The 18,727-nt window shown below is 73.5% G+C and carries 13 protein-coding genes; 9 read left to right on the top strand and 4 right to left on the bottom strand.

All coding sequences use genetic code 11. The features are described 5' to 3' along the window. Window positions 1-103: 103 nt before the first annotated feature. Window positions 104-1,537: an NADP-dependent phosphogluconate dehydrogenase gene (gene gndA / locus ACGFIO_RS21710; protein ID WP_392828092.1), complete on the top strand. Its 1,434-nt coding sequence runs from the start codon at window positions 104-106 to the stop codon at window positions 1,535-1,537. Here the strand turns inward: gndA and ACGFIO_RS21705 are convergent. Both ACGFIO_RS21705 and ACGFIO_RS21700 read right to left on the bottom strand, forming a co-directional pair. Further along, the gene (locus ACGFIO_RS21705; RefSeq protein ID WP_392828091.1) at window positions 1,534-3,843 is read right to left on the bottom strand and encodes a putative bifunctional diguanylate cyclase/phosphodiesterase; all 2,310 of its coding nucleotides are present in this window, start codon (window positions 3,841-3,843) and stop codon (window positions 1,534-1,536) included. The genes gndA and ACGFIO_RS21705 overlap by 4 nt on opposite strands. Before the next feature lie 276 nt (window positions 3,844-4,119). After that, window positions 4,120-4,998: a CPBP family intramembrane glutamic endopeptidase gene (locus ACGFIO_RS21700; protein ID WP_392828090.1), complete on the bottom strand. Its 879-nt coding sequence runs from the start codon at window positions 4,996-4,998 to the stop codon at window positions 4,120-4,122. A gap of 152 nt (window positions 4,999-5,150) precedes the next feature. On the opposite strand from ACGFIO_RS21700, the gene ACGFIO_RS21695 reads away from it, so the two are divergent. Continuing rightward, a complete protein-coding gene (locus ACGFIO_RS21695; RefSeq protein WP_392828125.1) occupies window positions 5,151-5,858 on the top strand; it encodes a response regulator in 708 nt (235 codons plus the stop codon). Continuing rightward, window positions 5,851-8,058 carry a histidine kinase gene (locus ACGFIO_RS21690; RefSeq protein WP_392828089.1) on the top strand — a complete coding sequence of 736 codons (2,208 nt, stop codon included), beginning with the start codon at window positions 5,851-5,853 and terminating at the stop codon, window positions 8,056-8,058. The genes ACGFIO_RS21695 and ACGFIO_RS21690 overlap by 8 nt, the downstream gene beginning before the upstream one ends. Here the strand turns inward: ACGFIO_RS21690 and pgm are convergent. Beyond that, window positions 8,048-9,691: a phosphoglucomutase (alpha-D-glucose-1,6-bisphosphate-dependent) gene (gene pgm / locus ACGFIO_RS21685; protein ID WP_392828088.1), complete on the bottom strand. Its 1,644-nt coding sequence runs from the start codon at window positions 9,689-9,691 to the stop codon at window positions 8,048-8,050. The genes ACGFIO_RS21690 and pgm overlap by 11 nt on opposite strands. A gap of 50 nt (window positions 9,692-9,741) precedes the next feature. On the opposite strand from pgm, the gene ACGFIO_RS21680 reads away from it, so the two are divergent. Genes ACGFIO_RS21680 through ACGFIO_RS21670 form a run of 3 tightly spaced genes read left to right on the top strand, consistent with a single transcriptional unit; the run spans window position 9,742 to window position 12,639 of the window. Continuing rightward, the gene (locus tag ACGFIO_RS21680) at window positions 9,742-11,475 is read left to right on the top strand and encodes a copper resistance CopC/CopD family protein (RefSeq protein ID WP_392828087.1); all 1,734 of its coding nucleotides are present in this window, start codon (window positions 9,742-9,744) and stop codon (window positions 11,473-11,475) included. A gap of 37 nt (window positions 11,476-11,512) precedes the next feature. Beyond that, entirely contained in the window at window positions 11,513-11,872 is a 360-nt protein-coding gene (locus ACGFIO_RS21675) for an STAS domain-containing protein (protein WP_392828086.1), read from the top strand. After that, window positions 11,866-12,639 carry a YaaA family protein gene (locus ACGFIO_RS21670; RefSeq protein ID WP_392828085.1) on the top strand — a complete coding sequence of 258 codons (774 nt, stop codon included), beginning with the start codon at window positions 11,866-11,868 and terminating at the stop codon, window positions 12,637-12,639. The genes ACGFIO_RS21675 and ACGFIO_RS21670 overlap by 7 nt, the downstream gene beginning before the upstream one ends. 75 nt (window positions 12,640-12,714) lie before the next feature. On the opposite strand, the gene ACGFIO_RS21665 is transcribed toward ACGFIO_RS21670, so the two are convergent. Further along, window positions 12,715-13,329: an FKBP-type peptidyl-prolyl cis-trans isomerase gene (locus tag ACGFIO_RS21665; RefSeq protein WP_392828084.1), complete on the bottom strand. Its 615-nt coding sequence runs from the start codon at window positions 13,327-13,329 to the stop codon at window positions 12,715-12,717. Window positions 13,330-13,488: 159 nt separating this feature from the next. Between ACGFIO_RS21665 and ACGFIO_RS21660 the strand changes: the two genes are divergently transcribed. From ACGFIO_RS21660 to ACGFIO_RS21650, 3 genes are all read left to right on the top strand, one after another. After that, window positions 13,489-14,430: a hypothetical protein gene (locus ACGFIO_RS21660; protein WP_392828083.1), complete on the top strand. Its 942-nt coding sequence runs from the start codon at window positions 13,489-13,491 to the stop codon at window positions 14,428-14,430. Next, window positions 14,427-17,492, top strand: coding sequence for an MMPL family transporter (locus ACGFIO_RS21655; protein ID WP_392828082.1), 3,066 nt, complete (start codon window positions 14,427-14,429; stop codon window positions 17,490-17,492). Before ACGFIO_RS21660 ends, ACGFIO_RS21655 begins: the two co-directional genes overlap by 4 nt. 63 nt (window positions 17,493-17,555) lie before the next feature. Then, window positions 17,556-18,656: an N-acetylmuramoyl-L-alanine amidase gene (locus ACGFIO_RS21650; protein ID WP_392828081.1), complete on the top strand. Its 1,101-nt coding sequence runs from the start codon at window positions 17,556-17,558 to the stop codon at window positions 18,654-18,656. Window positions 18,657-18,727: the final 71 nt, after the last annotated feature.

The raw sequence follows: 18,727 nt of genomic DNA, 5'->3' as shown, positions 1-18,727 counted from the left end.
GCCGATCTTCCCCCGCGACCGGCCGCACTGATCCGACCCAATCGAACTTCGCCGGTCGCGAACGCGTAACAATGACCGGGACAGCCGAGGGAAGGAACGTGCAATGACGGAAAAGGCGCAGATCGGGGTCACCGGCCTGGCCGTGATGGGCCGCAACCTGGCCCGGAACTTCGCCCGCCACGGCCACACGGTCGCGGTGCACAACCGGAGCTACGGCAGGACCAAGGAGCTTGTCGAGCAGTACGGCGACGAGGGTACGTTCCTGCCCGCCGAGACGGCCGAGGAGTTCGTGGCCAGCCTGGAACGGCCGCGACGCGTGGTGATCATGGTGAAGGCGGGCGCACCCACCGACGCCGTGATCGACGAGTTCGCCCCGCTGCTCGAGCAGGGCGACATGCTCATCGACGCCGGCAACGCCCACTACCTGGACACCCGCCGGCGCGAGGCCGCCCTGCGGGAGAAGGGCCTGCACTTCGTCGGGGCCGGCGTCTCCGGCGGCGAGGAGGGCGCCCTGCACGGCCCGAGCATCATGCCCGGCGGCCCGGCCGAGTCCTACGAATCGCTCGGCCCGCTGCTGGAGGACATCGCGGCCAAGGTCGACGGGGAGCCGTGCTGCGTGCACGTCGGCCCGGACGGCGCCGGCCACTTCGTCAAGATGGTGCACAACGGCATCGAGTACGCCGACATGCAGCTCATCGCCGAGGCGTACGACCTGCTCCGGCAGGTCGGCGGCCACTCGCCGGCCGAGATCGCCGAGATCTTCAAAGGCTGGAACGAGGGCCGCCTGGGCTCGTACCTGATCGAGATCACCGCCGAGGTGCTCAAGCAGAACGACCCGGCCACCGGGCAGGCGTTCGTCGACATCGTGCTCGACCAGGCCGAACAGAAGGGCACCGGCCGCTGGACCGTGCAGTCGGCGCTCGACCTGGGCGTGCCGATCAGCGGCATCGCCGAGTCGGTGTTCGCCCGCGCGCTGTCCGGCGGGGCGTCCGTGCGCGAGGCCGCGGCCGGCCTGCCCGGACCGTCGGCCACGGCCGGTGCCGGCGGCGCCGACCTGCGGGCCGACATCGAGCAGGCGCTGTTCGCGTCCAAGATCGTCGCGTACGCGCAGGGCTTCCAGCAGATCCAGGCGGCCAGCAAGGAGTACGACTGGCAGATCGACCCGGGCGCGATGGCCAAGATCTGGCGGGCCGGCTGCATCATCCGGGCCAAGTTCCTCGACTACATCAAGCAGGCCTACGACAAGAACCCGTCACTGCCGACGCTGCTGGTCGACGACTACTTCCTGGACGCCGTCAGCGGCGCGCAGGACGCCTGGCGGCGGGTCGTGGCGCTGGCCGCCCAGCAGGGCATCCCGGCTCCCGGCTTCGCGTCGTCGCTGGCGTACTACGACGGCCTGCGGGCCAAGCGCCTGCCCGCCGCGCTGATCCAGGGCCAGCGCGACTTCTTCGGCGCGCACACCTACCGCCGCACCGACAAGGAAGGCTCGTTCCACGTCCTCTGGGCCACCGACGACCGTAACGAGGTCGACGCCTAGTTCAACACCGGGGCGGTCGCGACCATGAGCGCGGCCGCCTCGGCCGGCGGCAACGGCCGCGCGAGATGGAAACCCTGGCCCAGCCGGTAACCCATCTCGCGCAGCCGGGCCGCCTGCGCCTCCGTCTCGATACCCTCGGCCACCGCCGACAGCTGCAGATACTCGGCCAGCTGGGCCACCGCCGCGGCCACCGCGAGCCGCCCCCGGTCCGACCCCTCGCTGATCCCGTCGACGAACGACTTGTCCAGCTTGAGCACGTCGACCGGGAACGCCCGCAGCAGGCTCAGCGACGACTGACCCGTACCGAAATCATCCAGCGCCAGGCGTACGCCCATCGCGTGCAACGCCTCCAGCGACTCCCGCACCCGCCGCCCGTCCAGCACCGACGACTCGGTCACCTCCAGCACCAGGTTCCCCGGCTGCAACCCGAAGTCCCGCAACGCCGCCGCCACCTCACCGACGAACCCGGCGTCGCGCAGCTGCCGGGCGGCCACGTTCACGTTGATCGACCGGATCGCCGCCGGGCCCAGCTCCGAGTGCCACCGGGCCAGCTGGGCACACGCCTCCCGCAGCACGAACCGGCCCAGCGCGATGATCAGCCCGGAGCGCTCGGCCACCGGGATGAAATCGATCGGCGGCACGAAGCCGCGCTCCGGGTGCCGCCACCGGACCAGCGCCTCGGCCCCCGACATCCGGCCGGTGACCAGGTCGAACACCGGCTGATAGAGCAGGAACAACTCGTGCCGGATGATCGCGTTGTGCAGCTCGCTGCCCAGGCGGGCGTGGTTGACCACGTCGGCCCGCATCCGCGGCTCGAACCGGGCCCACTCGGCCTTGCCGGCGTCCTTGGCCGCGTACATCGCGATGTCGGCGTTGCGCAGCACCTCGTCGGCGCTGTCGCCGGCCCCGGCCAGCGCCACCCCGATGCTGGCCTGGGCCAGCAGCTGATGCTCGCCGACCGCGAACGGAGCCGACAACAGGTCCAGGATCCGGGCCGCGGCCTGCTCGGCGTACTCGGCGTCGTCGGCGCTGAGCAGCACCGCGAACTCGTCCCCGCCGAGCCGGGCGGGCAGGTCGGTCTCGGCCCGGCTCCCGTGCCGCAGCCGCTGCGCCACCTCGTAGAGCAGCTGGTCACCGAGCGCGTGCCCCATCGTGTCGTTGACCATCTTGAAGTCGTCCACGTCGATCAACAGGACCGCGGCGGGCAGGTGCGCGTCCAGCCGCTCGGCCAGCACCGTGCCGAACCGGGCCCGGTTGGCCAGGCCGGTCAGCGGGTCGTGCAAGGCCAGATGCTCCAGCTCGGCCTGCTGGCGGCGGATGCCCCGCAGCGCCCGGCGGTGCTCGTACACCCCGGTCAGCTGACGCAGCACCACGAAGCAGGCGATCAGCACCGCCCCGATGACCACCAGCCGCTGCGGCCAGGTCATCTCCCGCGCCGACAGCACCACCAGCAGCCCCGCGGTGCTGGCCACGGCCAGGAACGGCATCAGGTTGAACATGCTGCGGCGGGACGTCTCGGCCACCGGGACCGGCGCCGGCGCCGGGGCGGGCCGGTCCAGCACCCAGATCTGCCGGTACGCCGCGACGCAGATCGCCGTGGCCACCACGGGCAGGGCCAGCACCGCCAGCACGTTCCGCGCGTACTCGTCCCCCATGATCTCGAAGACCGCGGTCACCACACCGAACAACGGGGCGATCGTCAGGAACCGCAGCGCTCCCGCGTCGACCGGCCCGGCCGGCGCGGCGGCGGCCCGCCCGATCACCACCAGCGCGATCAGCCCGCCCACCCCGACCAGCGACATCCCGATCCGGGTGGCCGGCGCCACACCGGCCGCGGTGTACTCACCCACCACGGCGAAGAACACCAGCCCACCGGCGACGGCCACGGTGAGCCCGTCCAGCACCATCCGGATCAGGGTCAACATCGACCGGTCGCCCAACGGCAGGTGCAGGAAGCCCAGCATCGACATGACCACCGCGAGGACGAGCCCGGCGAACAGGTACGGCGCCAGCACCATTTTGTGGTAGCCGTACGCGACCACGACCAGCATCGACGACAGGAACAGGCAGAACGACGCGTGACCGTGACGCTTCCAGAAGCCGCGGACGGCCCGGCTCACGATGATCTGCGAGCTGATCCGGCCGCACAGGTAGGCGGCGGCCAGGCAGGCGAACATGCCGGGCAGCAGCCCGCTCGGCGCGAGCTCGCCACCGTTGGCCACCAGCCAGACGGCCGACGTGGTGGTGCTCGCCACGGCCGCTGCGAGCGGAACGAGGCCGCTGCGGCGGCCCGGAGGACGGCTCATCTCGGGGTTGGGCTCCTGTCACTGGGCGTCCTCCCCTTCGGCACCGAACCTCGCGATCTGAGCTTTTCGCCCCTTACCCCGCCGCCACGCCCGGCTCCGGGACGCCTCTGCCCGATTCCGCCGCCGCCGGTTCCGGGACGCCACCGCGCGCCTGCGCCACCACCGGCTCTGGGGCCACTGCCCGCCTGCGCCGACGGGTGGTCGCCGGGCTGACCAACGGCACCACCTACCACCGGCTCTGCCCGCTTCCGCCGTCGCCGGGCGCGGCCGAGTTCGCTATGCGGGCGCCGCGACCGGCTCGACTGGACCCGCGGGGGTGACCCGGCGGGCCAGCCGGGTGATCACCGCCGCGTAGATCACCAGGACCGGGACGTCGATCGCGACCATCGGCCACGGCAGGTCGGCCGCCGTCTCGTCGATGCGCAGCTGCCCCAGCAGCGCCATCTGCACCGCGGCGGCCAGGTTGTTGAGGACGTGCAGAGCGATACCGGCCTCGAGCCCGCCGGTCCGCACGGTCAGCCAGCCGGCCACCGCGCCGAAGGCCACCAGGTCGGCGAAGCCCCACGGGGTCCCCCAGCCGTGCATGGCCGCGAACATCACCGCCTGGAGCAGGATCGGCACCCAGGGCATGGGCCACATCGCCTGGACCGTCCTAGGATGTTCGTCTCGGAGCACGGCCGGATGCAGGCTGGCGAAGGCCTGCAGCAGATAGCCGCGGAACGCGTACTCCTCGGCCGCGGCCTGCAACGGCACCAGCAGAAGCAGCGCCGCCAGCGTGCGCACCACGGCACCGGCGCCGACCAGGTGTCCACCGGCCGGATCGACCCAGAGGCCGGCCACGAGCAGCACCGCGGCGACCGGAGCGGCCACAGTCGCGCACCGGGCCAGCCACCCCCACCGCAGCCGCCCGGCCACCGAGCTCAGCGTCCCCAGCCCGCGCCGCTGCAGCACCCGGACGGTCAGCCAGGTGGCCGGCAGCAGGGCCGCGACCGCCGCGAAGTCGAGCGCCAGCAGCAGACGCGGGTCGGTCAGTCCGGCCGCGTCGCCCACGCCGTAGATCACGGCCGACCCGATCAGCCAGCCCACGCCCACGGTCAGGATCCCGATCAGATGCTGCCAGGCCGGACGCCCGGCGGCCAGGAGGTGGTAACTCATGGCGCTGATTCTCTCGGCGGCGGCACCCGGCGCGGATCCGCCCCGGGACGGACCTCTCCCCTGTCCTCGGATATAGACGTGGTCGGTATCGTCCCGGGCAGGCCCGGTCGTCGATCAGTGAGTGTGGGGGTGACGTCATCGCCGTCCGCGTGATGGTCGTCGACGACCAGGCGATGGTCCGGGCGGGCATCGCCGCGATCGTCGACGCCGAACCCGACCTGACCGTGGTGGCCGAGGCCGGCGACGGGGAGTCGGCGCTGACCCGGGCCGCGGCCACCCGGCCCGACGTGGTGCTGATGGACATCCGGATGCCGGGCATGGACGGGCTGACCGCCACCGCCCACCTGACCGCGGCCGGCGACCCGCCCCGGGTGCTGGTGCTGACCACGTTCCTCGAGGACGCCTACGTCTACCAGGCACTGCGGGCCGGGGCGTCGGGATTTCTGCTCAAGGACGCCCTGCCGGCCGACCTGCTCTCCGCGGTCCGGGTCATCGCGGCCGGCGAGGCGATGCTGAGCCCGGCCGTCACCCGCCGGCTCATCGACCGGTTCGCGCCCGGCGAGCCCCCGCTGAGCGGCCGGGACGCGGCCGGCGAGCCGCCGGCCGGCCGGTTCGGGCCCGTGGGGCCGGCCCGGGCGCCCGACGCCGGCCGGCTCGACGCGCTCACCCCGCGCGAACGGGACGTACTGCTCCACGTGGCCGGCGGGCTCTCCAACGCCGAGATCGCGGCCCGGCTCAACATCTCCCTGGGCACGGTCAAGCTGCACGTCACAGCGCTGCTGGGCAAGCTCGGGGTGCGTGACCGGGTGCAGGCCACGATCGTCGCGTACGACCTCGGCCTGGTGGTCCCGCATGGGTAGGACCAGCCGGCACTGGGTCTGGCTGCTGCCCGCCCTGCTAGCCGCCGGGCAGCTGCTCGACTGGCCGATCCGCCCGCTGCTGACCGGGTCGCGACCGGCCGCCGCGGCCATCGCCGCCGTCCTGGCGATCACCGCCGCGGCCGCCGTGGCTCTGCTCTGGCGGCGCAGCAACCCGGTCGCGGCGACCGTCGTGGCCAGCGCCGCCCTCAGCGCCGGGGCGTGGGGGCTGCCGGCCGACGCGCTGACCGTGATCGCGCTGGCCGACGCGATAGCCCTGTTCTCGGTCGCCGCCCGACGCCCGCCGCGCGTCGCCCTGCCGGTCACCGGCGGCCTGATGGTGGCCCAGACACTGGTCGTGACCTTCGACAACCGGCACGACCTGCCGACCGGCGTGGAGATCGCGCTGACCGTCACCGTCTACCTGATCGTGCTGGCCGCGGGCCGGCGGCACGCCCGGTGGCGGGCCGAGCGGGCGGCCGCGGCCGAGCGGTTCATGCGGGCCGAGGAACGCCGGGCCCGCGCCACCGAGATCGAGCGGCAGCGGCTGACCCAGGAGCTGCACGACATCACCGCACACCACTTGACCTCGATCGTGGTCGGCGCGACGGCGGCCGAGCGGATGGCCGGGGAACGCGCCGAGCTGGTCGCACAGACCCTCGACCACGCCGCGCGGACCGGCCGGGCCACGGTGGAGGCGCTGCGCCGGCTGGTCGCGATCATGCAGACGCCCCCGCCGCCGTCGTTGCCCGTGCTGGTCGCCTCCTTCCAGGACGCGGGCCAGCCGGTCACGCTGACCGCACCGGACGTCGCGCTGCCCGAGGCGGTCCCGGCGATCGCGCGCGAGGCACTGACCAACACCCTGCGGTACGCGCCGGGCGCGCCCACCCGGGTCGTGGTGGCCCGGACGCCGACCGGCCTCGAGCTGACGGTCGAGAACGACGCCCCGGCCGGCAAGCCCCGCGAGCTGAGCATCGGCAGCGGCAACGGGATCCCGGGGATGCGCGAGCGGGCCCGGGCGACCGGCGGCGACCTGACCGCCGGGCCCCGGCCCGGCGGCGGCTGGCAGGTCCGGGCCACACTGGACGCCCCGCTCGAGCCGGTCGCGGCGGCGCGGCCGGCCCGGCCCTGGTCGGCCCACGTGATCGACGCCGTGCTGATCGGGCTGGCGCTGGTGCCGCCGGTGTGGGCGCTGTGGACGTACGTCACCGGCTCCAACCCCGCGGTGCCGGGCGGGCCGGCGCTGATGGCCGCGATCGTCGCGATCCACGCCCTGCCGCTGGCGCTGCGCCGGACCCGTCCGTGGCCGGTGCTGGCCGCGGTGGCGGTCACCGGCATGCTGTGGGCGGCGGCGATCGGCACCGACCTGCTGCCCGCCGCGTCCGGCTACATCCCGGTCACCGCGATCGGCGCCGACCTGCTGGCGGTGCACGCGGTCGGCCGGTACGGCCACCGGGCCCGGCTGGACTGGCTGGCCGTCCCGGCCGGCGTGCTGCCGGCCGGGCTGTCGTTCGGGCTCGCCTTCGCCGCGACGCCGGCGGACGGGCCCGACCGGCCGCCGTGGATCGCCCTGCTGCTGATCTTCACCCTGATGTTCGCGCTGATCATGGCCGTGCCGCTGGGCCTGGGCTGGCTGGCCGGCTGGTTCGTACGCCGCCGCCGGGCCCAGGTCACCACCAACGAGGAGGAGTGGATCGCCTGGTCGGCGCACCACGCGTCGATGGCGGCCACGGCCGAGCGGGCCCGGATCGCCGACGGGCTCAGCGAGGCGGTGCTCCGGCACACCGAGCGGATGATCGAGGCGGCCGAACGCGGCGCCCTCGGCGAGGTGATGACCGAGGCCCGGGCCGCCCTCGCGGCGATGCGCGGCCTGCTGCGCGACCTGCGGCGGGTCGAGCGGCAGGAGTCGCCGGCGGCCCGGCCGACGCTGGCCGAGCTGGCCGGGAAGTGGCGCTCGCACGGCCGGACGGTCACGCTGCGGGTGACCGGCGACGACGCCGAACGCGGCTACCGGCTGGTCGAGCTGCTGCTCGCGGCCGACACCGGCCCGGCCGAGGTGGAGATCGACGCGACCGGTGAGCCGCTGCGGATCACCATCCGGCCCGCCCCGGACGATCCCGACGGCGAGATCGCCGCCGGGTTGCGCGCCCGGGACGGCCGGGTCGAGGCGAGCTCCGGCGCGTGGACCGTGCTCAGCCCTTGAGGGCGGCCGAGACCACCGCCCGCGCTTCCTCCTGGATGGTGGCCAGGTGGTCGGGGCCCCTGAACGACTCGGCATAGATCTTGTAGACGTCCTCGGTGCCGGACGGCCGGGCGGCGAACCAGCCCGACTCGGTGACCACCTTCAGACCGCCGATCGACGCGCCGTTGCCCGGAGCGGTGGTCAGCACCTGCGTGATCGGCTCGCCGTCGAGCTCCTTGGCGGTCACCTGTTCCGGGGAGAGCTTGGCCAGGATCGCCTTCTCGTCCGGGGTGGCGGGCGCGTCGATCCGGGCGTACGCGGGATCGCCGAACTTGCCGGCCAGGTCGCGGTAGTGCTCGCTGGGGGTGCGACCGGTGCCGGCCAGGATCTCGGAGGCCAGCAGGTCGAGCAGGATGCCGTCCTTGTCGGTGCTCCAGACGCTGCCGTCGCGGCGCAGGAACGACCCGCCCGCGCTCTCCTCGCCGCCGAAGCCGACCGTGCCGTCCAGCAGTCCCGGCACGAACCATTTGAAGCCGACCGGCACCTCGTCCAGCCGGCGGCCCAGGTCGGCCGCGACCCGGTCGATCATCGACGAGGAGACCAGCGTCTTGCCGATGGCCGCGCCCGCCGGCCAGCCCGTCCGCACCCGGAACAGGTAGGAGATGGCCACCGACAGGTAGTGGTTGGGGTTCATCAGGCCGGCGTCCGGGGTGACGATGCCGTGCCGGTCGGCGTCGGCGTCGTTGCCGGTGGCGATCTGGAACCGGTCCTTCTGCGCGACCAGCGACGCCATCGCGTTCGGCGACGAGCAGTCCATCCGGATCTTGCCGTCCCAGTCCAGGGTCATGAAGCCGAAGGTGGGGTCGACGTTCGGGTTGACCACGGTCAGGTCGAGGCCGTAACGCTCGCCGATCGCACCCCAGTACTCCACGCTCGCCCCGCCCAGCGGGTCGGCGCCGATACGCACCCCGGCCGCCCGGATCGCCTCCAGGTCGATCACCGAGCCCAGGTCGTTGACGTATTCACCGCGGAAGTCGTAGCCGGTGACCAGGTCGGACCGGCGGGCCCGGGCGGCCGGCAGCCGGCTCACCCCGGACAGCCGGCCGGCGATCAGCTCGTTGGCCCGGTCCTGGATCCACCTGGTGGCGTCCGTGTCGGCCGGTCCGCCGTTGGGCGGGTTGTACTTGAAACCACCGTCGGCGGGCGGGTTGTGCGACGGCGTCACCACCACACCGTCGGCCAGTCCGGACGTGCGGCCGCGGTTGTAGGCGAGGATCGCGTGCGACACGGCCGGGGTCGGCGTCCAGCTGTCCCGGCTGTCGATCCGCACCGCGACGTCGTTGGCGGCGACCACCTCGAGCGCCGTGATCATCGCTGGCTCGCTCAGCGCGTGCGTGTCCCGCCCGAGGTAGAGCGGGCCGTTGGTGCCCTGCTCGCGGCGGTACTCGACGATGGCCTGGCTGGTCGCCGCGATGTGGTCGGAGTTGAACGCGGTGTTGAGGCTCGACCCGCGATGGCCCGAGGTGCCGAAGGCCACCCGCTGACCGGCGATGGAGGGGTCGGGGTGCTCGGTGTAATACGCGGACACCACCCGCGGGACGTCGATCAGGTCGGCGGGCTGAGCGGGCTGGCCGGCTCGGGGATGGGCGGGCATGCGGGGCCTCCTGGGGCGCGTGGACCTGAGCGGATCGTATCGTCGCTGACTTGAACCTTTTCCCCACGCCGTCCGAACTACTCCGTGTGACAGCGACCCGCATGCTCGGCGGGGCGGTGCGAGTGCTGCTGCTCGTCCTCGGCCTTCTGCTGCTCCCGGCCGCCCCGGCCAGCGCGCACTCCAGCCTGGTCTCCTCCACGCCGGAGGGCGGCGCCGTGCTGCGCACCCAGCCGTCGGAGATCGTGCTGACCTTCAACGAGCCGATCACCGCCCTTCCGTCGCGCACCCAGGTGCTGGCGCCGGACGGCAAACGGATCAGCGAGTCGGTCACCGCCGACGACAAGACCCTGCGGATCACCCTGCGCAAGGCCGACCGGCCGCTCGGCACCTACCTGGTCAGCTACCGGATCATCTCGGGTGACAGCCACCCGGTCGGCAACGCGCTGATCTTCTCGGTCGGCGCGCCGTCGGCCCGGCCCGCCGAGTCCGACCCGGGCCAGGTCGACGGTTCGGTCACGGCCGCGGTTCCCACGTTCAAGTTCCTCGGGTACGCCGGGCTGACGCTGGCCATCGGCCCGGCCCTGTTCCTCGCGCTGCTGTGGCCGCGCCGGCAGTCGCGTACCGGCGCGGTCCGCCTGGTCCATGCCGGCCTCGGCCTGACCGCGGTGTCGACGCTGGGCTCACTCTGGGCCCAGGCGCCGTACGCCAGCGGCGCACCCCTCTGGAACGTGTCGTTCACCGAACTCGGCCAGGTGCTCTCCGGTGGTTTCGGTCTCGTCATGCTGGCCCGGCTGGCCCTGGTCGCGCTGGCCGCCGGGCTGATCGGCCCGGTCCTGCGTGGCGCCGCGACCTGGTGGCGGGGCGGCGCCGTCGTCGTGGTCGCGCTGCTCGGCCTGACCACCTGGCCACTGACTGGGCACGCCGTGGTGGCGCCGCTGGCCGGGGCGATCGTCGCGGCCGACGTGGTGCACCTCGGTTCGATGGCGGTCTGGCTCGGCGGCCTGGTCACGCTGGCCGTGTTCCTGCTGCGGCGCCGGCATCAGCGGGTGCTCGGCGTCATCCTGCCGGCCTGGTCGCGGTGGGCCACCCTGGCCGTGGTGTGGCTGGCCGGCGCCGGGCTGGTGCAGGCGGTGGTCCAGGTGGGATCGGTCCCGGCGCTGTGGCAGACCGGGTACGGGCGGCTGATCATCGCCAAGGCCGCCATCCTGGCCGGGGTGCTGGCCGTGGCCGCGTACGCCCGCGCTCTGGTCCGCACGGCGCGGGTTCCCGCGGCCGGTCCGGCCCGGCTGATCCGTACCGTGGGCATCGAGCTGACCGCGACCACCGCGATCCTGGCCCTGAGTGCCGTGCTGGTCGGCACCACCCCCGGCTCCGCGCGCGACACCGAGCCCAAGGAGCCGGTCGGCGACGGCGTCTCGCAGACCCTCACCTCGAATCTCTACACGCTGCAGTTCAACATCTACCCGGTCGAGATCGGCGAGTGGAACACCGTGCACGGGTCCACCTACACACCCGAGGGCAAGCCGATCCAGGCCGCCGAGTGGACCGTCACCACCCGTTACACCGGCGCCACGGTCGAGGCGGTCAAACAGCCGATGCTGCCGCTGCCGGGCCGCAACGACGCCCTCGGCTCGCTCACGTTTCCGCTGGCCGGCACCTACGAGCTGACGTTCACCATCCGCACCACGGAGATCGATCAGGCCACCGTCCGCACGACCGTGAACGTTCCGGCCATCCGGAAGCGGCCGGGAGGTGAGATTCGTCCCTCGACGGGGAATGACTGAGGGTCACTTCATTCATTCACCCGACTCGGGGGGCGCCGTGCACGTGTCGGTTGTCGGCAATCCGGACGACTCGGTCGTCGTCTCCGTCCGCGGTCACCTCGACCTGGACAGCGCCCCGGTTCTGGCCACCACGCTCGACCAGGTGCTGGACCGGTCCCATCCACGGGTGGTGGTCGACCTGTCCGGTGTCGAGTTCTGCGACTCGATCGGGCTCAGCGCGTTCGTGGTCGGGCAGCGGCGGGCCGAGGGCTCCGGCGGCTGGCTGCGGCTCGCCTCCCCCGGCGGCTGGATGACACGGCTGCTGGACACGGTCGGGCTCACCGAACGGCTCGGTGTCTACGCCAGCGTGGCCGACGCGCTGGCCGGACGCGGGCCGACTAACCTTTCGGCGTGCTGATCCTGCTGCCGCCCTCCGAGGGGAAGTCCGCGCCGGCCACCGGCGCACCGGCCGATCTCGACGCGCTGTGGCGGCCCGAGCTGGCCCGGCACCGCCGCCGCGTGCTGACCAAGCTGGTCGCCATGTGCGGGCGCGGCAGCACCCGCGGCGTGAACGCCTCGCTGGCCACGCTGGGGCTGACCGCCGGCCAGCACCCCGAGGTCACCCGGAACGCCGGCCTGCTCACCGCGCCCGCCGCGCCCGCCTCCGAGGTCTACAGCGGCGTGCTCTACGAGGCGCTGGGGTTCGCCGACCTTCCGCCCGCCGCCCAGGAGTGGGTCGCCGGGCGGGCCGTGGTCTTCTCGGGGTTGTGGGGCGCGGTCCGGCTGTCCGACCGGATCCCGGCCTACCGCTGCTCGGCCGGCGTCACGTTGCCGGGCCTCGGCGGCCTCACGCCGTACTGGAAGAAGGCTCTGACCCCGGCCCTGAACCGGACCGAAGGGCCGATCCTGGATCTGCGCTCGGGTGCCTACGCCGCGATGTGGACGCCGTCCGCGCCGGCCGTCGCCGTCCGCGTGCTGCACGAGCGCGTGGCCGACGGCGTCGCGAAACGGTCGGTGGTCAGCCACTTCAACAAGGCGACCAAAGGCCGGCTGGTGCGCTCCCTGGCCCTCGTCTCGGCCGAACCGCGCACCGTCGACGAGCTGGTCGAGGCCCTACGCGACCTGAAGCACACCGTCGAGGAGCGCTCCCCCGGCCAGCTCGACCTGATCGTCAAAGACCTCTAGCAAGAAGCCCTCCAGTCGTGGCCCCGCGCGGCAACTCGTACCGAGACGCCGCGCGGGGCTACCACTGTCGGCCGGTCAGGCGGCCTGGAGGATGTCGATCACGAAGCGGAGCGCACCGGCCGGCCGGCCGCCGCCCGGGTTGTCGCCGTAGGCCAGGTCGGACGGGATGTCCAGCTGGATCCGGCTGCCCACCGGCACGCCGACCAGGCCCTGGTCCCAGCCCGGGATCAGCTGGCCGACACCGACCTGGAACGTCGCCGGCTGCCCCGACTGGAACGAGGACTCGAACACCTTGCCGTCGCCGTAGGTCGCGCCGACGTAGTTGACAGTGAGCTGCTGACCGGCCTTGACCCGCGGACCGCGGCCCGGCACGAGCGGGTTCACCACCAGCTTCGTCAGCTTGCCCTTACCCGCCGTGATCTTCGGCTCGGACTGCAGGCGCGGGTCGGCCGGCGGCGCCGACGGGGCGGCCTGCTCCGACGGCTGCTCGGCCGGCGCCTGATCGGCCGGCGTCGGCTGGGCCGGCTCGGAGGCGGCCCCAGCCGGCGCCGCGGCCGGCGTCTCGGCCTTGTCGTCGCTGTTCTGCACAACGAAGAACACCACGACGAGCAGGACCACCACGGCGACTCCGGCGAGCGCCCCCGCGATGGCCCGGCCCCGCCCGGCCGTGGTCTGAACTGGATTACTCATGGGAGAAACACGCGCTCCTTGTCCGGATCAATCGGCGGAAACTCCGCACACGCTACTCGGCCGCCCGTCGTTGATCTCCGACGAACCACCGATGGGTATCCTCGGCCATCAGGCCGATAACCTTCCCACGGGTGGATCGGCATCCATCCGGGTGAGATCGTGGACTCCCCGCACCACAGTGACCAGGAGGATCGGTTGCCGGACGACCACAGCGCCCCGCGCCGGCCCCGCCCCTCGGCCGCGATGCCGGCCGAACTCCTGCGCGACAGCCGTCGCCGCCCCCTGGCCGAGTACCTCATGCCCGCCGCGATCATCGTGGCCGGCATCCTGCTCGTCGTCGCCGTCGGCTTCGTCATCAACAGCGCCCTCAGCGGCAAGGAGCCGACCGCGCTCCCGGCCCCGCCGCCACCCGCCCTGGGCGACATCCCGCCCGCGTCCGACCAGGCGGTCATCCCGCTGCCCAGCGACCCGGCAACGCCGAGCAAGAGCGCGACGACAACGCCTCCACCGGCCCGGCCGAGCACGACCCCGCCGGCCCGCAAGACCCGGCCGCCGCTCGACGTGGCCATCGCCCGCGGCGCTATCCCCGGCCGGGTCGACCTCTCCGGCGAAGGCGGCCGCGACTGGGTGCACTGGGGCCAGCAGGGCAAGTTCTCGCTGGAACGGGCCAAGGACGGCGACTTCCAGATCCTCGAGGGCGCCCCGACCGCGCCCCGGTTCCAGCAGGGCCGAGGCAAGACGCTGTACAGCTGGCGGGACGGCTCGCCCGAGGCGACCAACGGCGGCACCCCGGTCGGCATCAACACCTGCGACAAGGGCAACGGGTTCACGCTGTCCGTCCCCGCGGCCAAGGACGACCGCACGCTGCGGCTCTACGTCGGCGTGCAGAAGGCGCAAGGCCGGCTCGAGGCGAAGCTGTCGGCCGGCGGCGGCACCGAGGTGGGCACGCTGGAGGAGCGCGGTGACGGCTTCGGCACCGCGGTCTTCACCATCACCTACCGGTCGGCCCAGGGCGGCAAGCTCAACCTGAGCTGGAACACCGCGCAGACCTTCGGCGACGGCTGCGGCGGCGTGGCGTTACAGGCCGCGACCCTCCGATGAGCTTCACCGGCTGGGGTTCCGGCATCGCCCGGTTCCGGGTTCCCGTGCTGGTCGGGACCCTGCTCGTGGTGATCGCGGCCGGGGTGTGGGGCTTCGGGGTGTTCGGGAAGCTGGTCGAGGGCGGGTACGCCGACCCCGGCAGCGAGTCGGCCCGCGCGGCCGAGGTGGCCCAGCAGGCGCTCGGCGCCCAGGGCGGCGACGTCCTGGTCGTCTACACGCCGGTCAAGGGCTCGATCGACGACCCGGCCCTGGCCCAGCGGGTGCGGGCCCGCCTCGACCGGCTGCCCGCGTCGGCGGTCACCAAGAGCGTCAGCTACTGGCAGCAGAAGGCGCCACAGCTGCTGTCGGCCGACCGGAAGAGCGGGCTGGCGATGCTCACGCTGGCCGGCGCCGACGACGCGGCCAAGATGGACGCGTACCGCGAGATCGAGGACGACCTGACCGTCGAGGGCGCCCGCACGCAGGTCGCCGGCGGTGTGGTGCTGGGCGACGCGACGTCCGAGATCACCACCCGCGACCTGGCCACGGCCGAGGCCATCTCGCTGCCGATCGTGCTGGTGCTGCTGCTGTTCCTGTTCGGGTCGCTGGTCGCCGCCTCGCTGCCGGTGCTGGTCGGCGGGTGCGCGGTGCTCGGCGCGCTGGGCATCCTGCACGCGGTCACGCTCACCCACGACGTCAACTCGTTCGCCGTCAACGTGGCCAGCCTGCTCGGGCTGGGCATGGCCATCGACTACGGCCTGTTCATGGTCGGCCGGTTCCGGGAGGAGCAGTCGCACGGGCGCTCTCCCGCCGAGGCGGTGGCCCGGACGATCGCCACGGCCGGGCGTACCGTGCTGTTCTCGGCGACCCTGCTGATGATCGCGCTCGGTGGGTTGTTGCTCTTCCCGCAGGGCTTTCTGCAATCTTTGGCGTACGGCGGGCTGGCCGCCGTCGGCCTGGCCGCGCTGCTCTCGCTGACCCTGCTGCCCGCGCTGCTCGCCCTGCTCGGCCCGCGCGTCGACAAGCTGCCGGTGCGGTTGCCGCGCCGCTCGGCCGGACCGGCCGGCGCCGGGTGGGCGCGGCTGGCCGCCCTGGTCCTCAAACGGCCGGTGCTGTTCGCTTTGCCGATCCTGGCCGGGCTGCTGATCCTGGCCAGTCCCGTGCGCGGCGTGCACTTCGGCGAGGCGGACGAGCGGGTGTTGCCGTCGTCGTCGCCGGCGCGGCAGGCCCTGGAAACGCTGCGGGACGACTTCCCGGCGATGAGCTCGGCCGGCATTCAGGTGGTCGTACGCGGAAACGCCGGGTCCTTCGCCCAGAGCGTCGCCAAGCTGCCCGGTGTCGCGGCGGTCACGCCGACCGGAGCGGCCAACGGCGTGACCGTGCTGACGGCGACGCCGAAGAACACCGACCCGTTCAGCGACGACGCCCGGGACGCCGTCCGCGGCATTCGCGAGCTGGCCACCCCCGCCGGTGCGACGGTTCTGGTCGGCGGCACCACCGCCCGCAACGTCGACAGCCTGGACGCCACCGTCGACCGCCTCCCGCTGATGATCGGGCTGCTCGCCGGGGCCACGCTGGTGCTGATGTTCCTGGCCTTCGGCTCGATCCTGCTGCCGATCAAGGCGGTCGTGATGAGCGCGCTCAGCCTGGCCGCCACCTTCGGCGTGCTGGTCTGGACGTTCCAGGACGGTCACCTGGCCGGCCTCCTGCACGTGACACCGGCACCACCCGAGGTCGGCATCGTCGTGCTGATGGCCGCGGTGGTGTTCGGCCTGTCCACCGACTACGAGGTGTTCCTGCTGTCCCGGATGGTCGAGGCCCGCACCCGCGGCGCCGGCACCGCCGAGGCGGTCACCACCGGCCTGGCCCGCACCGGCCGCGTGATCAGCGCGGCCGCGATCCTGCTGATCGTGGTGACCGGCGCCTTCGCCCTGTCCTCGGTGACCACGATGCGCTTCGTCGGCGTGGGCATGATCCTGGCCCTGATCCTCGACGCCACGGTCGTCCGGATGCTTCTCGTTCCCGCCGTCCTCGGCCTGCTCGGCAACGCCGCGTGGTGGGCGCCGGGCCCGCTGCGGCGCCTGCAGGAGAAGGCCGGCCTGGCCGAGTATTCCGGCGACGAACTCTTCCCGACCGAGTCGGTCGGTAGGCACGCCGCGCCCGGCTCGGCCGGCCCGCGCCCCGCCGCGTCGGCGCCGCGCCATTCCTGGGACGAGGCCGACGGCCCCCGCCCAGCCTGGACCGCCGAGCGCGTCCGCCCCTTCCCGTCCGCGATCGCCCCCGCCTCGGCCTCGGCCTCCGACGACGGCCCCTCGGCTGACTCAGGGCCCGGGCCTGGGCCTGGGTCCGCCGACGCCGCCGGTCAGGCGTCGGCCACCGAGTCCACCGCGACGTCCACCGCACGCCGCGGCCCAGCGGCGTCCGAGGACGACGTCGCCGAAGTCGGACCGCTGATCCCGGTGGCCATCCCGGGCGCGCCACCGCTGTTCCCCACGCCCGACCACCGCGACCCCGGCACCGACCCGGCCGCGCGGCCCGTCTCCGACGATCCGAGCCTCGCGGAGACGGTCCGCATCGACACCGGCGAGCGGCCGGTGGTCAGGCCGGACGCCGCCACGCTCGACCCCGACGAGGTGGAGACGGTCGACATCGCCTCCATCCGGGCCGAAGAGCCGCACCAGGGACCCGAGTGGCTGGCCAACGGCCCGCACCCCGGCGACGACAGCAACGACCAGCCGCGCACCGGCAACGGTTTCGGCGCACGCGGCCCCGCCCCGGCGACCAGCGCTTCCGCGCACCCGACCAAGACCGGTCCCGTGGGCCCCGGCCGCCCTACCGGCCCCGGTCGCGCACCCGGCTCCACAGGCCCCGGTCCTACCGCGCACCCCGACCCCGCAGGCCCAGGCCCCACCGCGCACACGGGCCACGCGGGCCCCGAGGCCACCGGGTCGACCGCGCGCGCCAGCTCCGATGGCGAAATGTCCGAAGCGGACGGTGCCGCGGAGACCGAGGTGCTCGACCTCGATCCCGAGTCGGTCGCCCGCGTCTCGGCTGAGCAGGACCGATCCGGCGGCGTCCGGTAGCCACCGGGTCAACTGTCACGTATGTGTCAACGCATGCCGTCGACCCTTGCTAGGTTCGGCCGCATGGTTTCTCGCCGATCCCTGCTCCGCGGGGCCACCGGCCTCGCCGCCGCGGCGCCGCTGACCCTGGCCGGCGGCCAGGCGTTCGCCGCCGACGGTGACACCGTTCCCGAGATCGTGGCCGCCCCGAGGGGACCGCTCGGCCCCGGCCGGACGGTCACGCCCGAGGTCGAGCTGACCCACCTCAGCGTCCCGGCCGGCACCGGCCTGCGGGTGCGGACTTCGGCCGGATGGCGTGACCTGGCCGCCACCGGCTGCCCCGCCGGCTCCGACGCGACCACGGCGCCCGGCAACGTGCTGGTGCCGGCCGCCGGCGTCACCGCGTACCAGCTCACCGGCGTACCCACCGCCGTGACCGAGCTGAACACCGTCAACGGCCGCAAGCAGGCCCTACGAGCGCGACCCCGCACTCTCACCCTGCCCCGGGCCGACCGGGCGCCGTGGCGGCCCAGCTACCTGAGCCGGGCCGCCTGGGGCGCGGACGAGTCCTACCGCTACAACCCCGACGGCACCCTGGAGACACCGCCCGCGTTCTTCGGCGTGCAGACGCTGACCGTCCACCACAGCGGCGAGCCCGCGCCGATCGACGACCCCATCCAGCACGTACGCGGCATCTATTACACCCACGCGGTCACCAACGACTGGGGCGACATCGGTTACCAGCTGCTGATCGACAAGTACGGCCGGGTCTTCGAGGGCGTGTACTCCGACCCCGATCCGATCCCGGTCTTCGGCCCCGAGCTCGGCCCCGACGGCCGCCCGCAGATGGTCAACGGCGCCCACGTCGGCGGCTTCAACGCCGGCAACGTCGGCGTCTGCGTGCTCGGCAACACCAACCTGGTGCCGCCGACCGCCGCCGCGTTGCGTTCCCTGACGATCGTGCTCGCCCTGCTGGCCAAGGTCACCAACCTCGACCCGGAGGGTACGACCGCCTACGTCAACCCGATCTCCGGCGCGCGGGCCACATTGCGCACGATCAGTGCCCACCGCGACTGGCACGACGCCAACCCCGCGGCCGGCGCCACCGAGTGCTGCGGCACCTCGCTCTATGCCCAGCTTCCGGCCATCCGCACCCGCGTCGCCCGCCTGGTCGACCTGCTGTAGAACGGGGCAGCGCGGTCGTCGCCGGTCCTGATAGCCTTCGCGGGCGCCCCCGGATGGGGCCTAGCGCATGG

The sequence above is a fragment of the Actinoplanes sp. NPDC049265 genome (assembly GCF_043197135.1).
Classification (GTDB): Bacteria; Actinomycetota; Actinomycetes; order Mycobacteriales; family Micromonosporaceae; genus Actinoplanes.
This window is presented reverse-complemented; position numbering and strand designations above follow the sequence as displayed.

Bases quoted from the DNA above. Each gene is read 5' to 3' on its own strand.
- gndA (WP_392828092.1), top strand. From the start codon at position 104: ATGACGGAAAAGGCGCAGATCGGGGTCACCGGCCTGGCCGTGATGGGC.
- ACGFIO_RS21705 (WP_392828091.1), bottom strand. From the start codon at position 3,843: ATGAGCCGTCCTCCGGGCCGCCGCAGCGGCCTCGTTCCGCTCGCAGCG.
- ACGFIO_RS21700 (WP_392828090.1), bottom strand. From the start codon at position 4,998: ATGAGTTACCACCTCCTGGCCGCCGGGCGTCCGGCCTGGCAGCATCTG.
- ACGFIO_RS21695 (WP_392828125.1), top strand. From the start codon at position 5,151: ATGGTCGTCGACGACCAGGCGATGGTCCGGGCGGGCATCGCCGCGATC.
- ACGFIO_RS21690 (WP_392828089.1), top strand. From the start codon at position 5,851: ATGGGTAGGACCAGCCGGCACTGGGTCTGGCTGCTGCCCGCCCTGCTA.
- pgm (WP_392828088.1), bottom strand. From the start codon at position 9,691: ATGCCCGCCCATCCCCGAGCCGGCCAGCCCGCTCAGCCCGCCGACCTG.
- ACGFIO_RS21665 (WP_392828084.1), bottom strand. From the start codon at position 13,329: ATGAGTAATCCAGTTCAGACCACGGCCGGGCGGGGCCGGGCCATCGCG.
- ACGFIO_RS21655 (WP_392828082.1), top strand. From the start codon at position 14,427: ATGAGCTTCACCGGCTGGGGTTCCGGCATCGCCCGGTTCCGGGTTCCC.
- ACGFIO_RS21650 (WP_392828081.1), top strand. From the start codon at position 17,556: ATGGTTTCTCGCCGATCCCTGCTCCGCGGGGCCACCGGCCTCGCCGCC.